Here is a 16,253-nt window from a genome sequence, read left to right as displayed (position 1 = left end):
CCCTCCTCGCTAGTGAATTACTATTCACTATGGGCATCCCGCTCGCGCCTGTCAAGACGAGCCCCACGCCGTGATCGCCGCGCTGGCATCCGGCCCGGACACGCGTTACAGTGCCGCATTAGTGAATGGGAACTCACCTGAAGATCCCGGAGGACCGCCCCGGTCGGGATTCCCGCGATCCGTGGAGGAGCAATGGAGCTCGCCGCCAACCTGATCCAGCGCGTCAACGTCGCGGATTCCCTCCGCCGGAGCGCCGCCGCCCGCCCGGACCGCCCGGCACTGGTCGACGGCCCGCGCGCCTGGACCTACGCCGAACTGGACGACTGGGTCGACCGCCTCGCCGGCGGCCTCTCCGCGAAGGGCTACGAACGCGGCGACGTCCTCGCCCTCGCCTCCGGCAACAGCGCGGAATTCCTCGCGGCCTACTACGCCTGCGCCCGGCTGGGCGTCGTCTGCGTGCCGATCAACCTGGGCTGGCGGCCGAAGGAAGTCGGCTACGTGCTTACCCACTCCCGGGCCCGCGGCCTGGTCGTGGAAACCCAGCTGGTCGCGACGATGGCCGAGTCGCTCGCCGAATGCGCCCAGGTGTCCGACGTCTTCGTCGCCCCCGGCACCGATGCGCAGTGGTCCCCGGCACCGGAGGACCGCTCCTGGACCACGCTGGAGGAGATCGCCGCCGGACCTGCCGCCCCGGGAGAAACCCTGGTGGCCGATCGCGATCCGCTGAGCTACCTCTACACGTCCGGCACCACCGCGTTCCCCAAGGGCGTCGTCGGCACGCATCTGGGCATCTACCTGGAGTCCATGTCAGCCGCCCTGGACAACGGCTGGAGCGCGGCCGACCGGTTCCTCGCGATGATGCCGATGTTCCACACCGCGCAGCTCAACGCGTTCTGCACGCCCGCGATCCTCGTCGGCGCAACGGTGCACATCCATCGCGGTTTCGGGCCCGGACGCTTCCTCGAAACGATCGAAGGCGAAGGGATCACCCAGGTGTTCGGCCTGCCGATGATGTACCGGGCGGCGCTGGAACACCCGTCGTTCGGGGCGCGGGACCTGTCTTCGCTGCGCCGCGCCACCTACGCGATGGCCCCGATGCCCGAAGCCCAGATCAAGGCTTGCCTCGACGGCTACGGCTGCGAATTCGCGCTGCTGTTCGGGCAGACCGAGATGTCGCCGGTCACCACCCTGTTCCGGCCCGAGCACCAGCTCACCCACGTCGGAGCCGTAGGCACCCCGCTCACCGGCGTCCACGTCGCGATCATGGACGAGCAGGGCGCGCTGCTGCCCCGCGGGGAAACCGGCGAGATCGTCTACCGCGGGCCGTCCACAATGGAGGGATATCTGCGCGACCCGGAGGCGACGGAAACCGCGTTCCGGCACGGCTGGTTCCACTCCGGCGACGTCGGCCGGTTCGGCCCCGACGGCGTGCTGTGGTTCACCGACCGGGCGAAGGACGTCATCAAGACCGGCGGCGAGAACGTCGCGTCGCTGGAGGTGGAACGCGCGGTCTACGACGCCGAGCCGAACGTCGCGGAGGTCGTCGTCGTAGGGCTGCCGCACGAACGCTGGACGGAGGCGATCACCGCGGTCGTCGTCCCGAAACCCGGCTGCCGGATCGACGCGGAAACCCTGCGCACCGCGCTCAAGGACCGGCTGGACGGGTACAAGGTGCCGAAAGCGGTGATCGTCGCCGACGAACTGCCGCGCACTTCGACGGGGAAGATCCAGAAGAACGTGGTCCGGGAACAGCACGCGAACCACTACGGGGAGCGGTGAAGGAGTTCCTTTTCGGACCACCACTCCCCCGCGAGCAGCCCGAGCACGACCTGGTCGGCGAACTCCCCGCCGACCCACCCGACGCGCCGCAAGGTGCCCTCTGGCACGAAGCCTGCGGCGGTCGCGGACCGGATCATGGCGGCGTTGTCTGCCAGCGTTTCGCCTTGGAGCCGCTGCAGGCCGCGGACGGTGAAGGCGTAGTGGCACAGGACCTGGACCACGTCGGCGCCGAGGTTCTGGCCCCGATAATCCGGACGGAGAGCGACACCTGCGTGTGCGGTCCGGTTGTGGAGATCGATGCCCCAAAGCAATGCTTCTCCCGCCAGCGTGTATTGGTCCCAGAACCACTTCATGCCGTCGCGGGTGAGGTAGTAGCCCTCGGCGAACTGCAGGTAGGACGGGGTGTCGAGGTCGGCGTTGGCGACCGGGTAGAGCAAGACCTGCGCTTTGAGGTCGATGCCGCTGCGGTCTTTGTTCATCAGCGCGAAAACCGCCGACCTGCAGCCGCCGACCGCAGCAATGCTGCGGGCGTGACGATGCGGCAGGCCCACGGGGATTTCGACAGGAGCCGGGACAGAGCCGCGAGCACCGCCCGGTCGGCCCAGTCCAGTCGTGGGCGAGAGCTGGTGCGGCTCAGAACGGCGACCCCGTGACGCAGAGCCAGTATCTCCGCGCGTCCTTGGAGGCTGAGCCCCGCGCCAGCAGCGTCAGCCAGGACAACACCTGGACCAAGATCCCTTACGACTGCCGAACAGTCGCAGACCACCGATCGACGAACACCACACACAGCAGGCCAAGGCTAGCGACCAAGTTCGCGACCAGGACAGTGAGCCGTCGACGTTGCCTTCGAGGGGTCTATACCTCCGGCGGCCACACCGTCTGCACCGGTGCCATGACGTCCGGGACTGCGCCCACCGTCTGACCGGCACGCTGCGACGGCTGCGGGACCGAATGATTCGGTCCCGCAGCCTTCCGCGCCGTGCTCCGCTGTGGACCGGCCAACTGGGTATGGTCCCGGGGCGAGCGGACCAGCCGCGGGTGGTCTGGCCGCCCGCCCCGGAGTTCTCGGGGAAGCCCCGCGTTGCGCTGGTCCGTCGTGGCGACCGTCGGTTCCAGCCCGGTCAGTGCAGGAATCCGTCGACGACCGCGAAAGTGGCCTCAGCGGCTTCGACCTGCGGAATGTGCCCGGCCCCCGGCACGATCGCGACCTTGCTCCCGGTGATCCGGGCGGCGAACTCGTCGGCGTACACCGCCGGAATCAGCTTGTCCTGCTCGCCCCAGACGATCTGGGTCGGCGCGCTGATCCGGTGCAAGCGTCGCTCCAGACCCTTGTCGGGGATGGGCCAGACGAATTTGCCGGTGCAGCCCAGCGCCCACACCAGGCCCGCGCCCGCGGCGATCGCCTCTTCCGGATCTTCAGGCGGGGTCAGCATCGCTTTCGCCGCGTCGCCTTCGGGATCGGCGAACAGCAATTCCGGCAGCGCGGAGGGCGGGGCCGCGATCCAGTTCGCGACCGGATGCTCGTCGCGCCAGAGGCCGATCGGGTCGAGCAGGACCAGTTTCGCGAACCGGTCCGGGTAGGCGGCGGCCAGTTCCGCTGCGAGCATCCCGCCGAACGACTGTCCCATGAGGACTGGCGTGCCGATTTCCAGTTTCCGGATCGCCTCCTCGTACATGAGCACGAGCTGCCACAGGTCGTCGACCTTGTGGACGGCGTAGGGATCGGCGGGCGAAGTGCCGGGGAACTCGGGGGCGTAGACGGTGAAGTCCTGGGCGAGGCGCTCCAGGAACGGATCCCACGCGAGCCCGGCGGCCGGGTGCAGATAGACCAGGCCGGGGCCCTGGCCTGTTGCCTTGACCCGGAGCTGGATCTCGCCGCCCCAGACGTCGACGGTCTTCTCGGTGAGGTCGAGGGTACTGGTCATGCGAGCGCTCCTGTCAGGCGGGCGGAATCGGCCAGCGGCGTGCCGCCGAGTCGTTCGGGCCACCAGTGGTGCCGGTAGCCCTCGTCGGTCCACAGTTCCTGCAACCGCGGCATGACCGCGCTGGCGAACAGGTCGATGTTGTCCTTCGCCAGTTCGTGCGGCATGGAACCGAACTGCAGCATCGCGTGCAGGTTGCCGATGCGGTATTCGCGGGCGTAGGCGAGCAGCTGTTCGGCGACGGTGTCCGGCGAACCGCAGATCACCGAGCCCGCGTCGACCAGTTCGGCGAAGCTCGCGGTGCGCATCTTGCTGTAGATGCCGAAGTCGCCGGGGTCGCGCATGATCGCTTCGACGCCGCGGATGTCGATGCCGCCGGGCAGCGCGAGCCGCTCCATCGGGATCGAGCCGATGCCTTTGCGGAAGAAGTACTCCGCATGCTGCGCATACAGCGCTTCGGCCTTCGCGTCGGTGTCGGCGACGCACACGGTCTGCATGAAGCCGAGGCGGTACGGGTTGGCGTCCTTGCCGAGCCGGTCGGCGATTTCCCAGAACCGGTCGAAGATCCGGCGCCCGGTGACTTTCAGGCCGAACCAGCCGAAGTAGTTGAACCCGAATTCCCGTTCCAGCGTCATCTGCATGGTGCGCGGGTTGCCGATGCCGGTGATCCACACCGGCGGATGCGGCGCCTGCTGCAGCGGGCGCGGCCAGAGGTTGACGCCCGGGTACTGCCCGAACCTGCCGTTCCACGGGAAAGCCCCGCCCTCGTGGGTCCACGCCTTCAGCACCAGTTCGAGGTTCTCGTCGAACCGCTGCCGGGTCTGCGCGGGCGGCACGCCGTTGTTGAGGTTGGCGTCGTAGGCGAGGCCGACCGGGAACCCGGTGACCAGGCGGCCGTTCGACATGCAGTCGAGCATCGCCAGCTCCTCGGCCGCCCGCAGCGGTTCCCGGCTCTTGCCGAGCGACCGGCCGACCGGGTAGATCGCCGTCTCGATGTTCTCGGCCTCGGTGGCGTAGGCGAGGGCGGCCTCGATGATGTCGGGATTCGGCGCCATGTCGTAGGAGCTTTGGCCGTGCTCGGTGACGGCGAGACCGTCGAATCCCGCACGGGCGGCGTGCATCAGCTCGTCCATCGCCTCGCGGAACGCGGCGGCGACGTGCTGCGGTTCGGTGACTTCGTGGTACGGCGTGGTGATGACGGATTCGAACCGCTGCTCGAAATCCTCGGCGAGCCGCCGGTACGGAACCTGTTGGAAGTACGTGACTTTCACGGTGTTCTCCAGTTCGTTCGAAGGTCAGATGTCGAGCGGTTCGCCGCTGTTCCCCGCGTCGGACAGGGCATGCAGTTCATGCACCCGGCCGACCCACGCGCAGGCGGGCCGCCCGTCGAAGGCCGCCGTGCGCGGCAGCTGCGGCAGTTTCAGGCCGGAGCGGCGGAATTCGCCGCGGTGGAACGTCAACGGTTCGAGCCGGCGGGCGTCGTGGCACGCGACCTCGCCGAGCACCAGCACGTGGTCGCCGCCGTCGTAGGTGCGCCACGGCCGGCATTGCAGCCACGCCGCCGCACCGGTCAGCCGCGGCGGACCGGTTTCCGGTTCGTGCCAGGAAACCGCGCCGTTCCGCGGTTTTCCCGCGAAGTGCAGGGCGACGTCGAGCTGGCTGGCGGCGAGGATGTTGACCGTGAACTCGTTGCCGGTCAAGCCTTCGCACGCCCGCGCCTGCCGTGCCACGGACACGAGGACCAGCGGCGGATCCATCGACACCGACGTGAACGAGTTCATCGTCGCGCCGCGCGGTTGCCCGTCGGCGTCGCGATAGGTGACGACGGTGACGCCGGTCGAGAACTCGCCCAGAACCGTGCGGAGCCGTTTCGCGTTGCCCGGTGCGTGCATTGTGGTCATGTCGTTTCTCCGGTCAGGTCACGACGTTGAGGAAGTCGGGGTCGAGTTCGCGGTGGGTGTAGTTGATGCCCTGCGCGGCCTTGTCCATCGTCCAGGTGATCGTGCGGAAATCCGGGCCGGTGCGGTAGCCGCCCGCGAAGACCTCGTTGCGGTTGCCCGCCGGGTCGAAGAAGTAGATAGTCTCGCCGCGGGTGATGCCGTGCCGCGCCGGGCCGAAGTCGATGGGCACGTCGTGCATCGAGAACAGGTCGCCCGCGCGCAGCAGGGTGTTCCAGTCGTCGACGTGGTAGGCGAAGTGGTGCAGTTTTCCCTGCTCCCCCTTCACGAACGCGATGTCGTGCGGCTGTTCGCCGCAGAACATCCACGAGCCGACCAGCTCGTCGTTGTCCGCGCCGCCGACCAGCCGTTCCGCCGCCCGGAAGCCGAGGACCTCGGAGAAGAACCGTTCCAGCAGCGCCGGGTCCTCGGTGGTGATCAGCGTGTGGTCGAGGCGCGGCACGCCGATGCCGCGCAGTCCCGAACGCGGCCAGGGGTCGGGATTCCAGTTCCCGGTCGCGTTGCCGAGGTATTCGACGTCGCTGTACAGCTCAAGCGTGTGCTCGGACGGCAGCGTCAGCCGCAGGCCGTCGCCGACGCCTTCGTTGTCGCCCTTGCCCATCCGCTCGACCCGGACGCCGAACGACGCCGCCCGGCGCTCGAATTCGTCGAGATCGCCGGACTTCTCGACCTTGTAGCCCAGTTTGACCAGGCCGACGCCGCCCTCCTCGAGCACGACCGAATGATGGTCGTGCTCGTCCCAGGACTTGAGGTAGAGCCGCCCGTCCCGCTCGGCGACCTGGTCCATGCCGAGCGTCTCGCGGTAGTGCTCGGCCGAGCCCGGCAAATCGGTGACTCGCACGTGGACGTACCCGAGTCTGATCACACCCATGTTCGCTCCCGGTTTTCAGCTGGCGGGCCGGAAAGCTCCGAAGACCCGCGTCAAAGCGTCCTTTTCGGACAGCCGGACGACGACCTCGCCCTCGGGCCGCGCCCGGCAGGGAAGGCATTTGCCCGCGGCGCGCTCTTCCGCGCTGAGCGCGGATTCGGCGACCGGGACGGGATAGTCGACCCGGCCCTCGACCAGATCGGCCTTGCAGGCGCGGCATCCGCCCCGGCGGCAGCAGTAGCGCGTCCGGTAGCCGTGCCTGCGGACCGCGTCCACGATCGACTCTCCGCTGTGGACAGTGAGCCGCACGCCGGCGGGAAGGATCCGCACCGCGCCGCAGACTTCCGGTTGGTCGCTCATCGGCACCGCCGCCTCGTCGTCGAGTCGATTGGTTCGCGCTGTCCGACGGACTGTAGGCGGGCTCCCGGGCCCGGTTCGATCCGTTGCGCGCGAGCCTGATCCGGTTCGCGCAAGCATTTGTGCGCTACCGCACGCAAGCCGTTGCCCAGCAGTTCTCGCGCGTGTCAGATTCGCAACAGCCGACCACTGACGTAACGGAAAAAGGAGTTCGCGATGACCGGAGAATCACCCGAGATCGGACTGACGGTCGACGTCCGCGGCGTCGCCACGAACTACCACGACCAGGGCACTGGCGATCCGGTGCTGCTGATCCACGGTTCGGGCCCCGGCGTGTCCGCGTGGGCGAACTGGCGTCTCGTCCTGCCCGAACTCGCGAAGCGGCATCGGGTCCTCGCCCCGGACATTCTCGGCTTCGGCTACACCGAACGCCCCGAAGACGCCTCCTACGACGCCGAGAGCTGGCTGGACCACCTCGTCGGCTTCCTCGAAGCGCTCGGCCTCGACCGGGTGTCGGTGGTCGGCAACAGCTTCGGCGGCTCGCTGGCGCTGCGGCTCGCCACCCGGCATCCCGACCGGGTCGACCGGCTCGTGCTGATGGGCAGCGTCGGCGTACACTTCCCGATCACCCCGGGGCTGGAGGCGGTCTGGGGCTTCGAACCGTCGGTGGAGAATATGCGCCGCCTGCTCGACGTGTTCGCCCACGACCCCCGGTTCGCCACCGACGAACTCGCCGAACTCCGCTACCGCGCCGCGACCCGGCCGGGCGTGCACGAGGCGTACGCGGCCATGTTCCCGGCACCGCGGCAGGAGAAGGTCGCGGCCATGGCCGTCCCCGAGGACGCCATCGCCGCGCTGCCGCACGAAACGCTCCTCGTGCACGGCCGCGACGACCAGGTCATCCCGCCGTCCACCAGCTACCGGCTGCTCGACCTCATCCCGAACAGCCAGCTGCACGTGTTCGCCCGCTGCGGGCACTGGGTCCAGATCGAACACGCCGCCGCCTTCGCCGCGCTTGCGGACGCCTTCCTCTCCGGGGCACTCTGAACCGCGCCCCGTCACCACGTGGACAACGACGACTGCGTCAGGTGATCACCATGACCGCGACACCGAACCGGCGCCTCCCCCGGACTTCGCCGAGGTGGGCCACCGACGTCGTGCGCACCGCCGACCGGGACGAGGCCCAGCGGGAGATCTCCGAGGTGTTCAGCACGCACACCCTCGAGGTGGCCGGACCCGGGGCGGACCTCGACGTCGCGCTCCGCGCCCGGCGCACCGACGACCTCACCATCGCCGACATCCGGCACGGCACCGAGGTCGTGGTCCGCCCCGGCCGACTGCACTCCTACTACGAGATCAACGTCCCGCTCCGCGGGCACACCCTCTCGCAGTGCGGCCCCGACGAGATCGAATCCGGCCCCGGACGGGCGGCCGTGCTCACCCCGACCGAGGAATCGAGCATGCGCTGGAGCGCCGACTGCGCCCAGCTCGCGGTGAAAGTGAGCAGGCAGGTGGTCGAGCGGACCGTCGAAGGCGTGCTCGGCTGCCCGCCGGACGAGGCCGTGCACTTCTCCATCGGATTCGACCTCGCCGACGGCCCCGGCCGGAACTGGCTCCGCGCCGTCATGCTCCTGCGCGACGCCGTCGACTCCGACGCCCCCGACCTGGTCCTGCGCCCGCTGGAAGAACTCGTCGTCGGCCAGCTGCTCGCCGCGCAGCCCAACAACTTCTCCGACCGCCTCCTCCGCGGCACCGCCCGCCCGGCCCGGCCCCGCCTGCTGTCCCGCGTCCTCGACGTGATCGACGCCGACCCCGCCGCCGCGCACACTGTCTCCGACCTCGCCCGGGTCGCCGGGACCAGCGTCCGCTCCCTGCAAGCCGCCTTCGCCGAACACCTCGGGCTCACGCCGATGGAATACCTCCGCCGCGTGCGGCTTTCCCGAGCGCACGAAGACCTGCAGAACGCCGAGCCGGGCGACGGGCTCTCGGTCGCCGATATCGCGTTCCGCTGGGGGTTCGGGCACGTACCCCGCTTCGCGGCGGCCTATCGGGAGCGATACGGGCAGCTGCCGTCGCAGACCCTCCGCACCTGATCCGGGCGTGGGCGGGACACTCGCGTCCCGCCCACGCGTTCCGGGCTAGGCAGCCTTCCCCCCGCCTGCAAGCGGGAAAGCTGCATGTTGCGTCTCGGTTTCCACTGCTCGCCGGTCGACATGCTGCCGCACTTCCCGCGTAATGTAGACGCACTTCTGCGGATCGCCTCTGAGATCTTCGTGATGGTTGATTCTCACAGCCGCAAAACCGCCAGAACGCTTGAACGAGTGCATATTCCACGCCAGCGCTGCTCCCGCCACTGCGAGAGACAGTACCGACACCGCCAGCCACGCGACCACGCGAACTCCTTTCCCCTGGAGAACCTCAGCCTCGTCGCGGCGTTGACGGCCACAAACGGAGTGCTGCCCATGGACAGCCACCGCGATGACTGATCCGGAAGTCGTTGGAGAGAAGCGTCTTCGTCGCCCAGTCAGCAAGGATCAGGTCCGCATAGTCCGTGCGGACGCCAGCATGGTCAGGCCGACGCGTTACCGCGCTTGCCGACGCCACGGAGCGCCGGACCAGAGGATGCTTCGCCGTGCTGCCCTGTGGGGCTCGAAAAGTCGTCGCTGCAGCTCAGGCGGCGTATCGGCCTGCGGGAAAAGAAGATCGAAACCGTGGCGCGCCGACGCAGTGGTCAGGCTGCTGCCAACGCCCGGATAGGTCAGGGATCGCGTAGCAGGCGAATCGGCGGCCAAGCAGGCCATGACCAGGCCGGATCTTGGGGACCATTTGGGGACCACACGTCCTGCCCAGGCCCACACGACCGGGCGTTTCAGGAACGCCAGTCGATCATGCAACCGCCCTCTGAGCTGCGAAAACCCTGACTCCACCGTCCTGGGGGTCAAGGGTCGCGGGTTCAAATCCTGTCAGCCCAACCGGACGACGGGTTTCCGCAGCTCAGAGCAGCGCGAGCCCGTTTTTTCGCGGACCGGCACGGCAGGCAGCGGGTACTCGTCCTCGGCGGAATCGGTCTGACAGGTTCGACGGCGGCGCTGTTTCCCTGCTCAACACGAAGAGTCTCGCTCCCATCCTGCTCGGGATGCTGGTCGTCGGGGCGTTCATCGGCGTGACCTACGGCCCGATTGCCGCACTGCTGGCAGACTTGTTCGATCCGCGAGTGCGCTACAGCGGGACCTCGCTGCCTGCCAGATCGGGGCGATCCTCGGCGGGGTATCGCGCCCACCGTCGCCAATCCGCGCCCCGCTTCACAACCCTCGCGTCCGAACAGGCGTGTCGGTTCTCCAGCACGACGGAAACGGCACCAGGCCAGTTGCGTGGCAGGCGTCCCACTCGAGAGTCGCCGGAGTCGCACGCGGGCAGCGAAGTTCGCTACTCGGGATCCGCCTCCACCAGGCCCTCTCGCACCGCGACGAGCGCGGCCTGGGTGCGGGTGCTGAGGTCCAGTTTGGTCAGGAGATTGCTGACGTGCGTGCGCGCGGTGCGCTCGCTGATCGCCAGGCGCTCGGCGATCGCCCGGTTGGACAGTCCCCGTCCGACGAGCACGAGGACTGCCCTTTCCCGTTCGCTCAGCGCGCCAACGCCGTGGGCGGGACCGCGCAGCCGTTTGGTGAGCTTGCCCGCCACTGCGGAGTCGATGAAGATCTCGTCGCGCTGGGTCGCGCGGATCGCGGCCTCGACCTCGCCCGCCGCCGCGTCCTTGAGCACGTATCCGGACGCGCCGTTGGCGAGGGCGGCCTGAACTCGCTCCACCTCCGAGAAACTGGTGAGGATCACCGTGCGAACGTCGGGATACCGCTCGGCCAGGACCGCCACCGTCTCCGCGCCGTCGAGACGCGGCATCTGCAGGTCCAGCAGCACGACGTCCGGGAGCTGGCCTTGTGCGTCCATCACCGCCAGCCGGTCGAGGGCTTCCCGGCCGTCCGAAGCCTCGCCGACGAAGGCGATGCCGTCCGCGAACTCCAGGAAGCTGGCGATCCCGCGACGGACCACTTCGTGATCGTCCACGACGAACACCGCGATTGCCTCCTGCTCGGTCGTCATGGTTCGTCTCCTCGTTCTGCGCAGTTCCTGGGCATTTGCAGCTCCGCGCGGACCGTAGTACCCACGCCCGCTTCCGTGTCGATCTCCACCGAGCCGCTCCACCGCCGTGCTCGATCCCGCATGGACGTCAGTCCGAACCCGCCAGTCCCCGACCGGTGGGAAACCAGTCCGCTGCCGTCGTCGGCGACCTCGACCCGGAGCACGCCGCGGTCGACGGTGAGTGTTGCCCGGACTCGGGTCGGCCGTGCGTGCTTCACCGCGTTGTGCACGGCCTCGGCGACGATTTGGTAGACGTCCTCGGCCTGCTCGGAACCGTCGAGCTCCTTCTCGGCGATGGCGTCCACGTCCAGTTCCACGGCGACGCCGTCACGCCGTTCGACCGTCCGCGCGAGCCGGTCGAGCGCCTCGCCCAGACCGAGCTCGGCGGCGACGGAGGTGCGCAGGGCCAGAACGACGCCGCGCAAGTCCCGCTGCACGTTTTCGATCAGTTCGGCCATCTCGTCGGAAATGGACAGCACCCGGTCGTCGTACGGTTCCGGAAGGCGTGACGCGATCCCGGACAGTGCCCGCGCCTGCATGCCCAGCGAGAAGACGTGCTGGACGACCGAGTCGTGCAGGTTGCGGGCCAGTCGCTCACGCTCTTCGCGCCGGGCGGTGAAACGCTCGTTGGCGATCAACGTCGCGTAGTCCACCGCGAGGGCGGCCTGTTCTGCCATGGACTCGAGGAAGCTGAGCATCGCCGGCGTAGCCCGCTGGCCGCTGGCCACGTAGACGTTGAGCACCCCCAGCGCCTTGCCGCGGGAGACCAGCGGCGTGCTGATGAAGTCGTCCCATTCGATCTGGGCCACGTAGTCGTGCAGGGGTTGCCACGCCGGGTCGGCGAGCATGTGCGCTCGCCGGCCCGGAAGCACGAACTGGCGGCGCTCGTGCAGGCAGCGGTAGGTGATGAGGTCCGCGCCGCGTTCCCTGGAGGCCATCAGCAGGTCGAAGAACGTCGACACCTCGGCGAACCCGGCGGACCCCATGACCTGCAGCTGTTCCCCATCGGAGGTCACGACCACCACCTGGGCTCCCGCGACCCCGTGCGAACGCTGGACCTCCTCGGCCATCGCGTTCAGCACCACGGTGAGAGAGCTGTCGGAGGCGGTGCTCGCGGCAGTGCGCGCGAGTGCGGCGACCCGCCGATGCTGGTGCCGCTGCTCGGTCACGTCCCGGAACTCGACGAGCACGACCCGGCCCGAACCGAGGTCGAGCGTGCCGCCCACCGTGCAGGCGAGTTCGATCGGTTCCCCGGTCCCGCGTCCCCACGTGACCTGTCGCTCGGCGCCGGGGCGGCGGTCGTCGTCGCCGGACAGGACGAACGGCGTCCCCAAGCTGGTCAAGTCGTCGCGGGAAACGCGCAGGATCGACTCGCCGGCGCGGTTCATCCAACGGACCCGTTCGTCGGGTCCGACAAGCGCCACGCCATGGGCGAGGGCGTCGAGCATCGCCGCCCACGGCTCGATGATCGTCATCCAGAGCTCCTCGCAGCTGCCGGCCGCTGCCCCAAGTATCCCGGTTCCGGCCGATCAGGCGCTTTGCAAGTCCGCTCGCCTGCGGTCGGTCTTGTACGGCGCCGGGGCGACGGTCGCCCGGATCTCCTTCTGCCGGCCGCGAGGGTTGCCCCAATGCACGGTGAGAGCCGTCCCGATCTCGGCGTGCTCCACGTCGACCGTGCACAGGGACAGCATTTCCCGGAAAAAGTAGCTGTACCCGCGCGAGGTCGACACGCCGACAAGTTCGCCGCCGCGGGTGACGCGGTCCGCCCACATGAACCCCCGCTGGTCGCGCGGCATGTCCATGAAAAGGTAGTTCTCGCCTGGACGGAACAGCGAGGCCTGCACGTCGAGGACGTCCTCGGGGTTCCACACCAGGGTGCGCATCACCCGACGCGGGTTCGCCTTCTCGTCCTCCAAGGCCTCGCGGCCCAGGAAGTCGTGGTCGAACTTGATGTTGCGCGCCCAGCCGAGCTCTACGGGACTGCGGTAGTAGTCGGAGATCTGCTGTCCGTCGAACGAGCCCGCGATGTAGGCCGGCTGCGCGAACGACGGCATCGAACTGGTGAACGCCTTCAGGTAGTCCGCGGTCTCCGGCTCGAAGATCGCCGGGAGGTAGTCCGTCGCGATCGTCGGGAAGCACGCCTCGAGGTGGTTGATGGCAGCCGTGCGCCCCCCGAGTTTGCGGATCCCGAACTCCCGGCCCGCATCCACGATCGCGTCGTAGACGTCCTGCTTGTGGGCCATCGGACCTTGGAGCTCGAAGCCGATCTCTCCGGCCATGCCCTGGCGCAGGGCGTAGATCTCGTGGCCCGCGACGGTGATCGTGTTGACGCGCATGAAGCCGGTGTCGCGCAACCCGCTCCCCGCGACCTTCTCCAGGACACGGATCGAGTGCGGGCCGGAAACCTGGAGGATGAACCAGTCGTCCTGTTCGACCTTGACGTCGTAGTCGGTGGAGGCCAGGTAGTGGGCCGCCCAGAAGCCCCCGCGGCCGTGGAGCACGTACTCGTCCCGCCCCAGGCGGCTCAGGACGCCCTCGTGAATGACCTTGCCGTCCCGGTTGGTGTGAATCGCGTGCTTGGACTGCCCGATGTCGAACGTCGTGAAGCTGTTGACGGTGATGTCGCCGAGCATGGTGAGCACATCAGGGCCGGTGAAGCGGTGCTGCCAGAGGAATGACCAATCTCCGATGTAGCAGGTCTGCTTCCAGGACAGGCTCTCGTCCAGCCAGTCCGTGTACTCGGGCTCGCCGAACCGGCTCCAGGCATACCCTTCCGGAGCCTTGCGCATGCTGCTGACTGAGTGACTCATCGGCTTCCTCGCTGTGATGTCGGACTGTACTGGCCCTGCTCAGGACCGTAGGGCGGCATCCGCGGCGGCGGGACGCCCTGATGACCTCGAGTCGAGGCCCATGTGGGCGCCTTCCGCCAGGACAAATGACGTAGCCGGGACAGGGCCCAGCGCCGTGGAACACCGGTCATTCGCGCGTTACGTCGACGTTGCGGGCTGCCTAGCGTCTACCACCACGAGGCCGGCGAGCGGTCGAACACAACGACAGGAAGGGTTCGGCGAAGATGGCGACGGACAAGGCCCCCTCAGTGCTGGTTGTCAGCGCGCATTCCGGCGACTTCGTGTGGCGCGCAGGAGGGGCGCTCGCCCTGTACGCCGAGCGCGGCTACGACGTGCGGATCATCTGCCTGAGCTACGGCGAGCGCGGCGAGTCCCAAGGGCTCTGGAGGCGGGACGGGATGACGCTGGAGAAGGCCAAGGAGAGCCGCCGCGCTGAGGCTGAGGCCGCCGCGGCCGCGCTCGGCACCTCGATCTCCTTCCTCGACCTCGGCGACTACCCGCTGCGGGTCGATGCCGGCGCCCTGGACCAGATCGTCGCCGCGATGCGCGAGGCGCAACCGGAAGTCCTGCTCACCCACGTCGCCGCCGACCCGTACAACCGCGACCACAACGCCGCCCACGAGGCCACCCTGCTCGCCCGCCAGGTCGCCCAGGCCGCCGGCCACGACCGCTCGACCAGTCCCCTCGGGGCCCCGCAGGTCCTCCAGTTCGAGCCGCACCAGCCCGAGCAGTGCGGTTTCCTGCCCAACCTCCTGCTCGACATCACTTCGGTGTTCGACCGCAAGCGCAAGGCCATGGAATGCCTGGGGGCGCAGTCCCACCTCGTGCAGTACTACACCGATCTCGGGTCGCGCCGGGGCGTGCAGGCCGTGCGCAACGGCGGGGCGAAGTCAATCGCGTACGCCGAGGCCTACCAGCGGGTCTTCCCGATCGTCGGGGAGGTCCTGCGATGACCGACAACGTGATCGTCCGCACCAGTCGCGGCCCCTCGGCCGAGGTCGTCGCTGCGCTGGCGAAGTACGGAGTCGCGACCGCGCACGAGGCCCACGGGCGCCGCGGTCTGCTGGGACCGGAGCTGCGCCCCATCTACCCGGGCGCCCGCGTTGCCGGCCGTGCCGTCACGGTGCTGTCCCACCCAGGCGACAACCTGATGATCCACGCCTGCATCGAGCAGTGCAGGGAGGGCGACGTGCTGGTGGTCGCCACCACCTCGCGGTCGACCGACGGCATGTTCGGCGACCTGTTCGCGACCCAGCTGCTGCAGCGGGGGGTTCGCGGCCTGGTCACCGACGCGGGCGTCCGGGACATCGCCGACCTGCAGGCGATGGGATTCCCGGTCTGGTCGCGCGCCGTGCACGCCCAGGGCACCGCGAAGGCAGTCGCCGGGTCGGTCAACGTGCCGGTCGTGGTCGCCGGACAGCTCGTCAACCCCGGCGACATCATCGTCGCCGACGACGACGGCGTTCTCGCTGTCCCGCTGGCCGAGGGCGAGAAGGTCGTCGAGGCCGCCGTCAGGCGAGAGGCCAACGAGGAGGCCAAGCGGCGCCGGTTCCGCGCGGGCGAGCTCGGCCTCGACGTCTACGACATGCGTCCGCTTCTGGAACGGCTCGGTGTGCGCTACGTCGATGCCGACGACGGCGAAGCCGACCCGTCCGAGGAGTCCCGATGAGCACGTTCGTCCTCGTTCACGGCGCCTGGCACGGCGGGTGGGTTTGGCAGCGGGTGATCCCCGCGCTCCGCGCCGCCGGCCACGAGGTGCTGGCCCCGACCCTGACCGGGCTGTCCGATCGTGCCCACCTGATCACTCCCCAGGTCGGGTTGTCCACGCACGTCCAGGACGTCGTCGCGATGCTCGAGGCGCACGACGCCCGCGATGTCGTGCTGGTCGGGCACAGCTACGCGGGGCAGGTCATCACCGGTGTCGCAGACCGCGTCCCGGAGCGGATCGCCCTGCGCATCCACCTCGACGCGTTCGTCGGCGACGACGGCGACGCCGCCATCGACCTGTTGCCGCCGGCGATCGCCGGGCACTACCGGGAGTCGGTCGAGGGACCCGGTTTCGGCTGGCTGGTCCCCGTCCGTTCGCTGTCCAAGCTCGGCGTGACCGACGAGGCGGACGTGGACTGGCTGACGCCCCGGCTGACCCCGCACCCGTGGCTGGCCTACACCGAGCCGTTGCGCCTGACCGGCAAGGGCGACCAGGTGCCCGCCGCCTTCGTCGAATGCGTGGAGTGGATGCGGGTCTTCACACCGCAGGCCGAGAAGGCCGCCGCCCTCGGCTGGCCGACCCACGAGATCGCCGCCGGCCACGAAGCCATGGTCACCGCACCGGACGAGCTCGGCGCCCTGCTGCTCGAGATCGCGCCGGCCTGAGCCGGAAGGA

The 16,253-nt window shown here is 69.0% G+C and carries 16 protein-coding genes; 6 read left to right on the top strand and 10 right to left on the bottom strand.

The window, feature by feature from the left end; translation table 11 throughout:
* Positions 1–192: 192 nt before the first annotated feature.
* Positions 193–1,779, top strand: coding sequence for an AMP-binding protein (locus F9C12_RS01110; protein WP_409464388.1), 1,587 nt, complete (start codon positions 193–195; stop codon positions 1,777–1,779).
* Here F9C12_RS01110 and F9C12_RS01105 read toward each other — a convergent pair.
* The 6 genes from F9C12_RS01105 to F9C12_RS01080 all read right to left on the bottom strand — a co-directional run bounded on the left by F9C12_RS01105 (position 1,764) and on the right by F9C12_RS01080 (position 6,887).
* On the bottom strand, positions 1,764–2,258 hold the full coding sequence (locus F9C12_RS01105) for a GNAT family N-acetyltransferase (protein WP_409464387.1): 495 nt from the start codon (positions 2,256–2,258) through the stop codon (positions 1,764–1,766). The two genes, F9C12_RS01110 and F9C12_RS01105, sit on opposite strands and share 16 nt — an antisense overlap.
* A 642-nt stretch (positions 2,259–2,900) precedes the next feature.
* A complete protein-coding gene (locus F9C12_RS01100; RefSeq protein WP_409464386.1) occupies positions 2,901–3,704 on the bottom strand; it encodes an alpha/beta fold hydrolase in 804 nt (267 codons plus the stop codon).
* The gene (locus F9C12_RS01095) at positions 3,701–4,972 is read right to left on the bottom strand and encodes an LLM class flavin-dependent oxidoreductase (RefSeq protein WP_409464385.1); all 1,272 of its coding nucleotides are present in this window, start codon (positions 4,970–4,972) and stop codon (positions 3,701–3,703) included. Before F9C12_RS01095 ends, F9C12_RS01100 begins: the two co-directional genes overlap by 4 nt.
* Positions 4,973–4,996: 24 nt before the next feature.
* Entirely contained in the window at positions 4,997–5,602 is a 606-nt protein-coding gene (locus tag F9C12_RS01090; protein WP_409464384.1) for a flavin reductase family protein, read from the bottom strand.
* Between the two features lie 13 nt (positions 5,603–5,615).
* Complete coding sequence (locus F9C12_RS01085) at positions 5,616–6,530, bottom strand: catechol 2,3-dioxygenase (protein WP_037805816.1); 915 nt, start codon at positions 6,528–6,530, stop codon at positions 5,616–5,618.
* 15 nt (positions 6,531–6,545) lie between these two features.
* Positions 6,546–6,887 carry a 2Fe-2S iron-sulfur cluster-binding protein gene (locus tag F9C12_RS01080; RefSeq protein ID WP_409464383.1) on the bottom strand — a complete coding sequence of 114 codons (342 nt, stop codon included), beginning with the start codon at positions 6,885–6,887 and terminating at the stop codon, positions 6,546–6,548.
* Between the two features lie 213 nt (positions 6,888–7,100).
* On the opposite strand from F9C12_RS01080, the gene F9C12_RS01075 reads away from it, so the two are divergent.
* Positions 7,101–7,931: an alpha/beta fold hydrolase gene (locus F9C12_RS01075; RefSeq protein ID WP_409464382.1), complete on the top strand. Its 831-nt coding sequence runs from the start codon at positions 7,101–7,103 to the stop codon at positions 7,929–7,931.
* A gap of 50 nt (positions 7,932–7,981) precedes the next feature.
* Positions 7,982–8,977 (top strand): AraC family transcriptional regulator, encoded by a 996-nt coding sequence (locus F9C12_RS01070; RefSeq protein WP_409464381.1) that lies wholly within the window; start codon positions 7,982–7,984, stop codon positions 8,975–8,977.
* A gap of 45 nt (positions 8,978–9,022) precedes the next feature.
* Here the strand turns inward: F9C12_RS01070 and F9C12_RS01065 are convergent, their stop codons facing one another.
* The 4 genes from F9C12_RS01065 to F9C12_RS01050 all read right to left on the bottom strand — a co-directional run bounded on the left by F9C12_RS01065 (position 9,023) and on the right by F9C12_RS01050 (position 13,831).
* Positions 9,023–9,277, bottom strand: a complete 255-nt coding sequence (locus F9C12_RS01065) for a hypothetical protein (protein WP_409464380.1) — start codon at positions 9,275–9,277, stop codon at positions 9,023–9,025.
* 1,033 nt (positions 9,278–10,310) lie between these two features.
* Positions 10,311–10,982, bottom strand: coding sequence for a response regulator (locus F9C12_RS01060; RefSeq protein ID WP_409464379.1), 672 nt, complete (start codon positions 10,980–10,982; stop codon positions 10,311–10,313).
* The gene (locus tag F9C12_RS01055; RefSeq protein WP_409464378.1) at positions 10,979–12,496 is read right to left on the bottom strand and encodes an ATP-binding protein; all 1,518 of its coding nucleotides are present in this window, start codon (positions 12,494–12,496) and stop codon (positions 10,979–10,981) included. Before F9C12_RS01055 ends, F9C12_RS01060 begins: the two co-directional genes overlap by 4 nt.
* A gap of 54 nt (positions 12,497–12,550) precedes the next feature.
* Positions 12,551–13,831 carry a hypothetical protein gene (locus F9C12_RS01050; RefSeq protein WP_409464377.1) on the bottom strand — a complete coding sequence of 427 codons (1,281 nt, stop codon included), beginning with the start codon at positions 13,829–13,831 and terminating at the stop codon, positions 12,551–12,553.
* 263 nt (positions 13,832–14,094) lie between these two features.
* On the opposite strand from F9C12_RS01050, the gene F9C12_RS01045 reads away from it, so the two are divergent.
* From F9C12_RS01045 to F9C12_RS01035, 3 genes are read left to right on the top strand one after another with little or no spacing between them, the layout of a single operon-like run.
* On the top strand, positions 14,095–14,823 hold the full coding sequence (locus F9C12_RS01045; RefSeq protein ID WP_409464376.1) for a PIG-L deacetylase family protein: 729 nt from the start codon (positions 14,095–14,097) through the stop codon (positions 14,821–14,823).
* Positions 14,820–15,539, top strand: coding sequence for a 4-carboxy-4-hydroxy-2-oxoadipate aldolase/oxaloacetate decarboxylase (locus F9C12_RS01040; protein WP_409464375.1), 720 nt, complete (start codon positions 14,820–14,822; stop codon positions 15,537–15,539). Before F9C12_RS01045 ends, F9C12_RS01040 begins: the two co-directional genes overlap by 4 nt.
* Positions 15,536–16,243 carry an alpha/beta fold hydrolase gene (locus tag F9C12_RS01035; RefSeq protein ID WP_409180121.1) on the top strand — a complete coding sequence of 236 codons (708 nt, stop codon included), beginning with the start codon at positions 15,536–15,538 and terminating at the stop codon, positions 16,241–16,243. The genes F9C12_RS01040 and F9C12_RS01035 overlap by 4 nt, the downstream gene beginning before the upstream one ends.
* Positions 16,244–16,253 lie beyond the last annotated feature (10 nt).

Origin of the sequence: Amycolatopsis sp. GA6-003 (assembly GCF_046267895.1) — a bacterium.
In the GTDB taxonomy this organism is placed as follows: Bacteria; Actinomycetota; Actinomycetes; order Mycobacteriales; family Pseudonocardiaceae; genus Amycolatopsis.
This window is presented reverse-complemented; position numbering and strand designations above follow the sequence as displayed.

Coding starts and splice junctions, on each gene's coding strand:
- F9C12_RS01110 (WP_409464388.1), top strand. CDS start 193: ATGGAGCTCGCCGCCAACCTGATCCAGCGCGTCAACGTCGCGGATTCC.
- F9C12_RS01105 (WP_409464387.1), bottom strand. CDS start 2,258: ATGAACAAAGACCGCAGCGGCATCGACCTCAAAGCGCAGGTCTTGCTC.
- F9C12_RS01100 (WP_409464386.1), bottom strand. CDS start 3,704: ATGACCAGTACCCTCGACCTCACCGAGAAGACCGTCGACGTCTGGGGC.
- F9C12_RS01090 (WP_409464384.1), bottom strand. CDS start 5,602: ATGACCACAATGCACGCACCGGGCAACGCGAAACGGCTCCGCACGGTT.
- F9C12_RS01085 (WP_037805816.1), bottom strand. CDS start 6,530: ATGGGTGTGATCAGACTCGGGTACGTCCACGTGCGAGTCACCGATTTG.
- F9C12_RS01080 (WP_409464383.1), bottom strand. CDS start 6,887: ATGAGCGACCAACCGGAAGTCTGCGGCGCGGTGCGGATCCTTCCCGCC.
- F9C12_RS01075 (WP_409464382.1), top strand. CDS start 7,101: ATGACCGGAGAATCACCCGAGATCGGACTGACGGTCGACGTCCGCGGC.
- F9C12_RS01070 (WP_409464381.1), top strand. CDS start 7,982: ATGACCGCGACACCGAACCGGCGCCTCCCCCGGACTTCGCCGAGGTGG.
- F9C12_RS01060 (WP_409464379.1), bottom strand. CDS start 10,982: ATGACGACCGAGCAGGAGGCAATCGCGGTGTTCGTCGTGGACGATCAC.
- F9C12_RS01055 (WP_409464378.1), bottom strand. CDS start 12,496: ATGACGATCATCGAGCCGTGGGCGGCGATGCTCGACGCCCTCGCCCAT.
- F9C12_RS01050 (WP_409464377.1), bottom strand. CDS start 13,831: ATGAGTCACTCAGTCAGCAGCATGCGCAAGGCTCCGGAAGGGTATGCC.
- F9C12_RS01045 (WP_409464376.1), top strand. CDS start 14,095: ATGGCGACGGACAAGGCCCCCTCAGTGCTGGTTGTCAGCGCGCATTCC.
- F9C12_RS01040 (WP_409464375.1), top strand. CDS start 14,820: ATGACCGACAACGTGATCGTCCGCACCAGTCGCGGCCCCTCGGCCGAG.
- F9C12_RS01035 (WP_409180121.1), top strand. CDS start 15,536: ATGAGCACGTTCGTCCTCGTTCACGGCGCCTGGCACGGCGGGTGGGTT.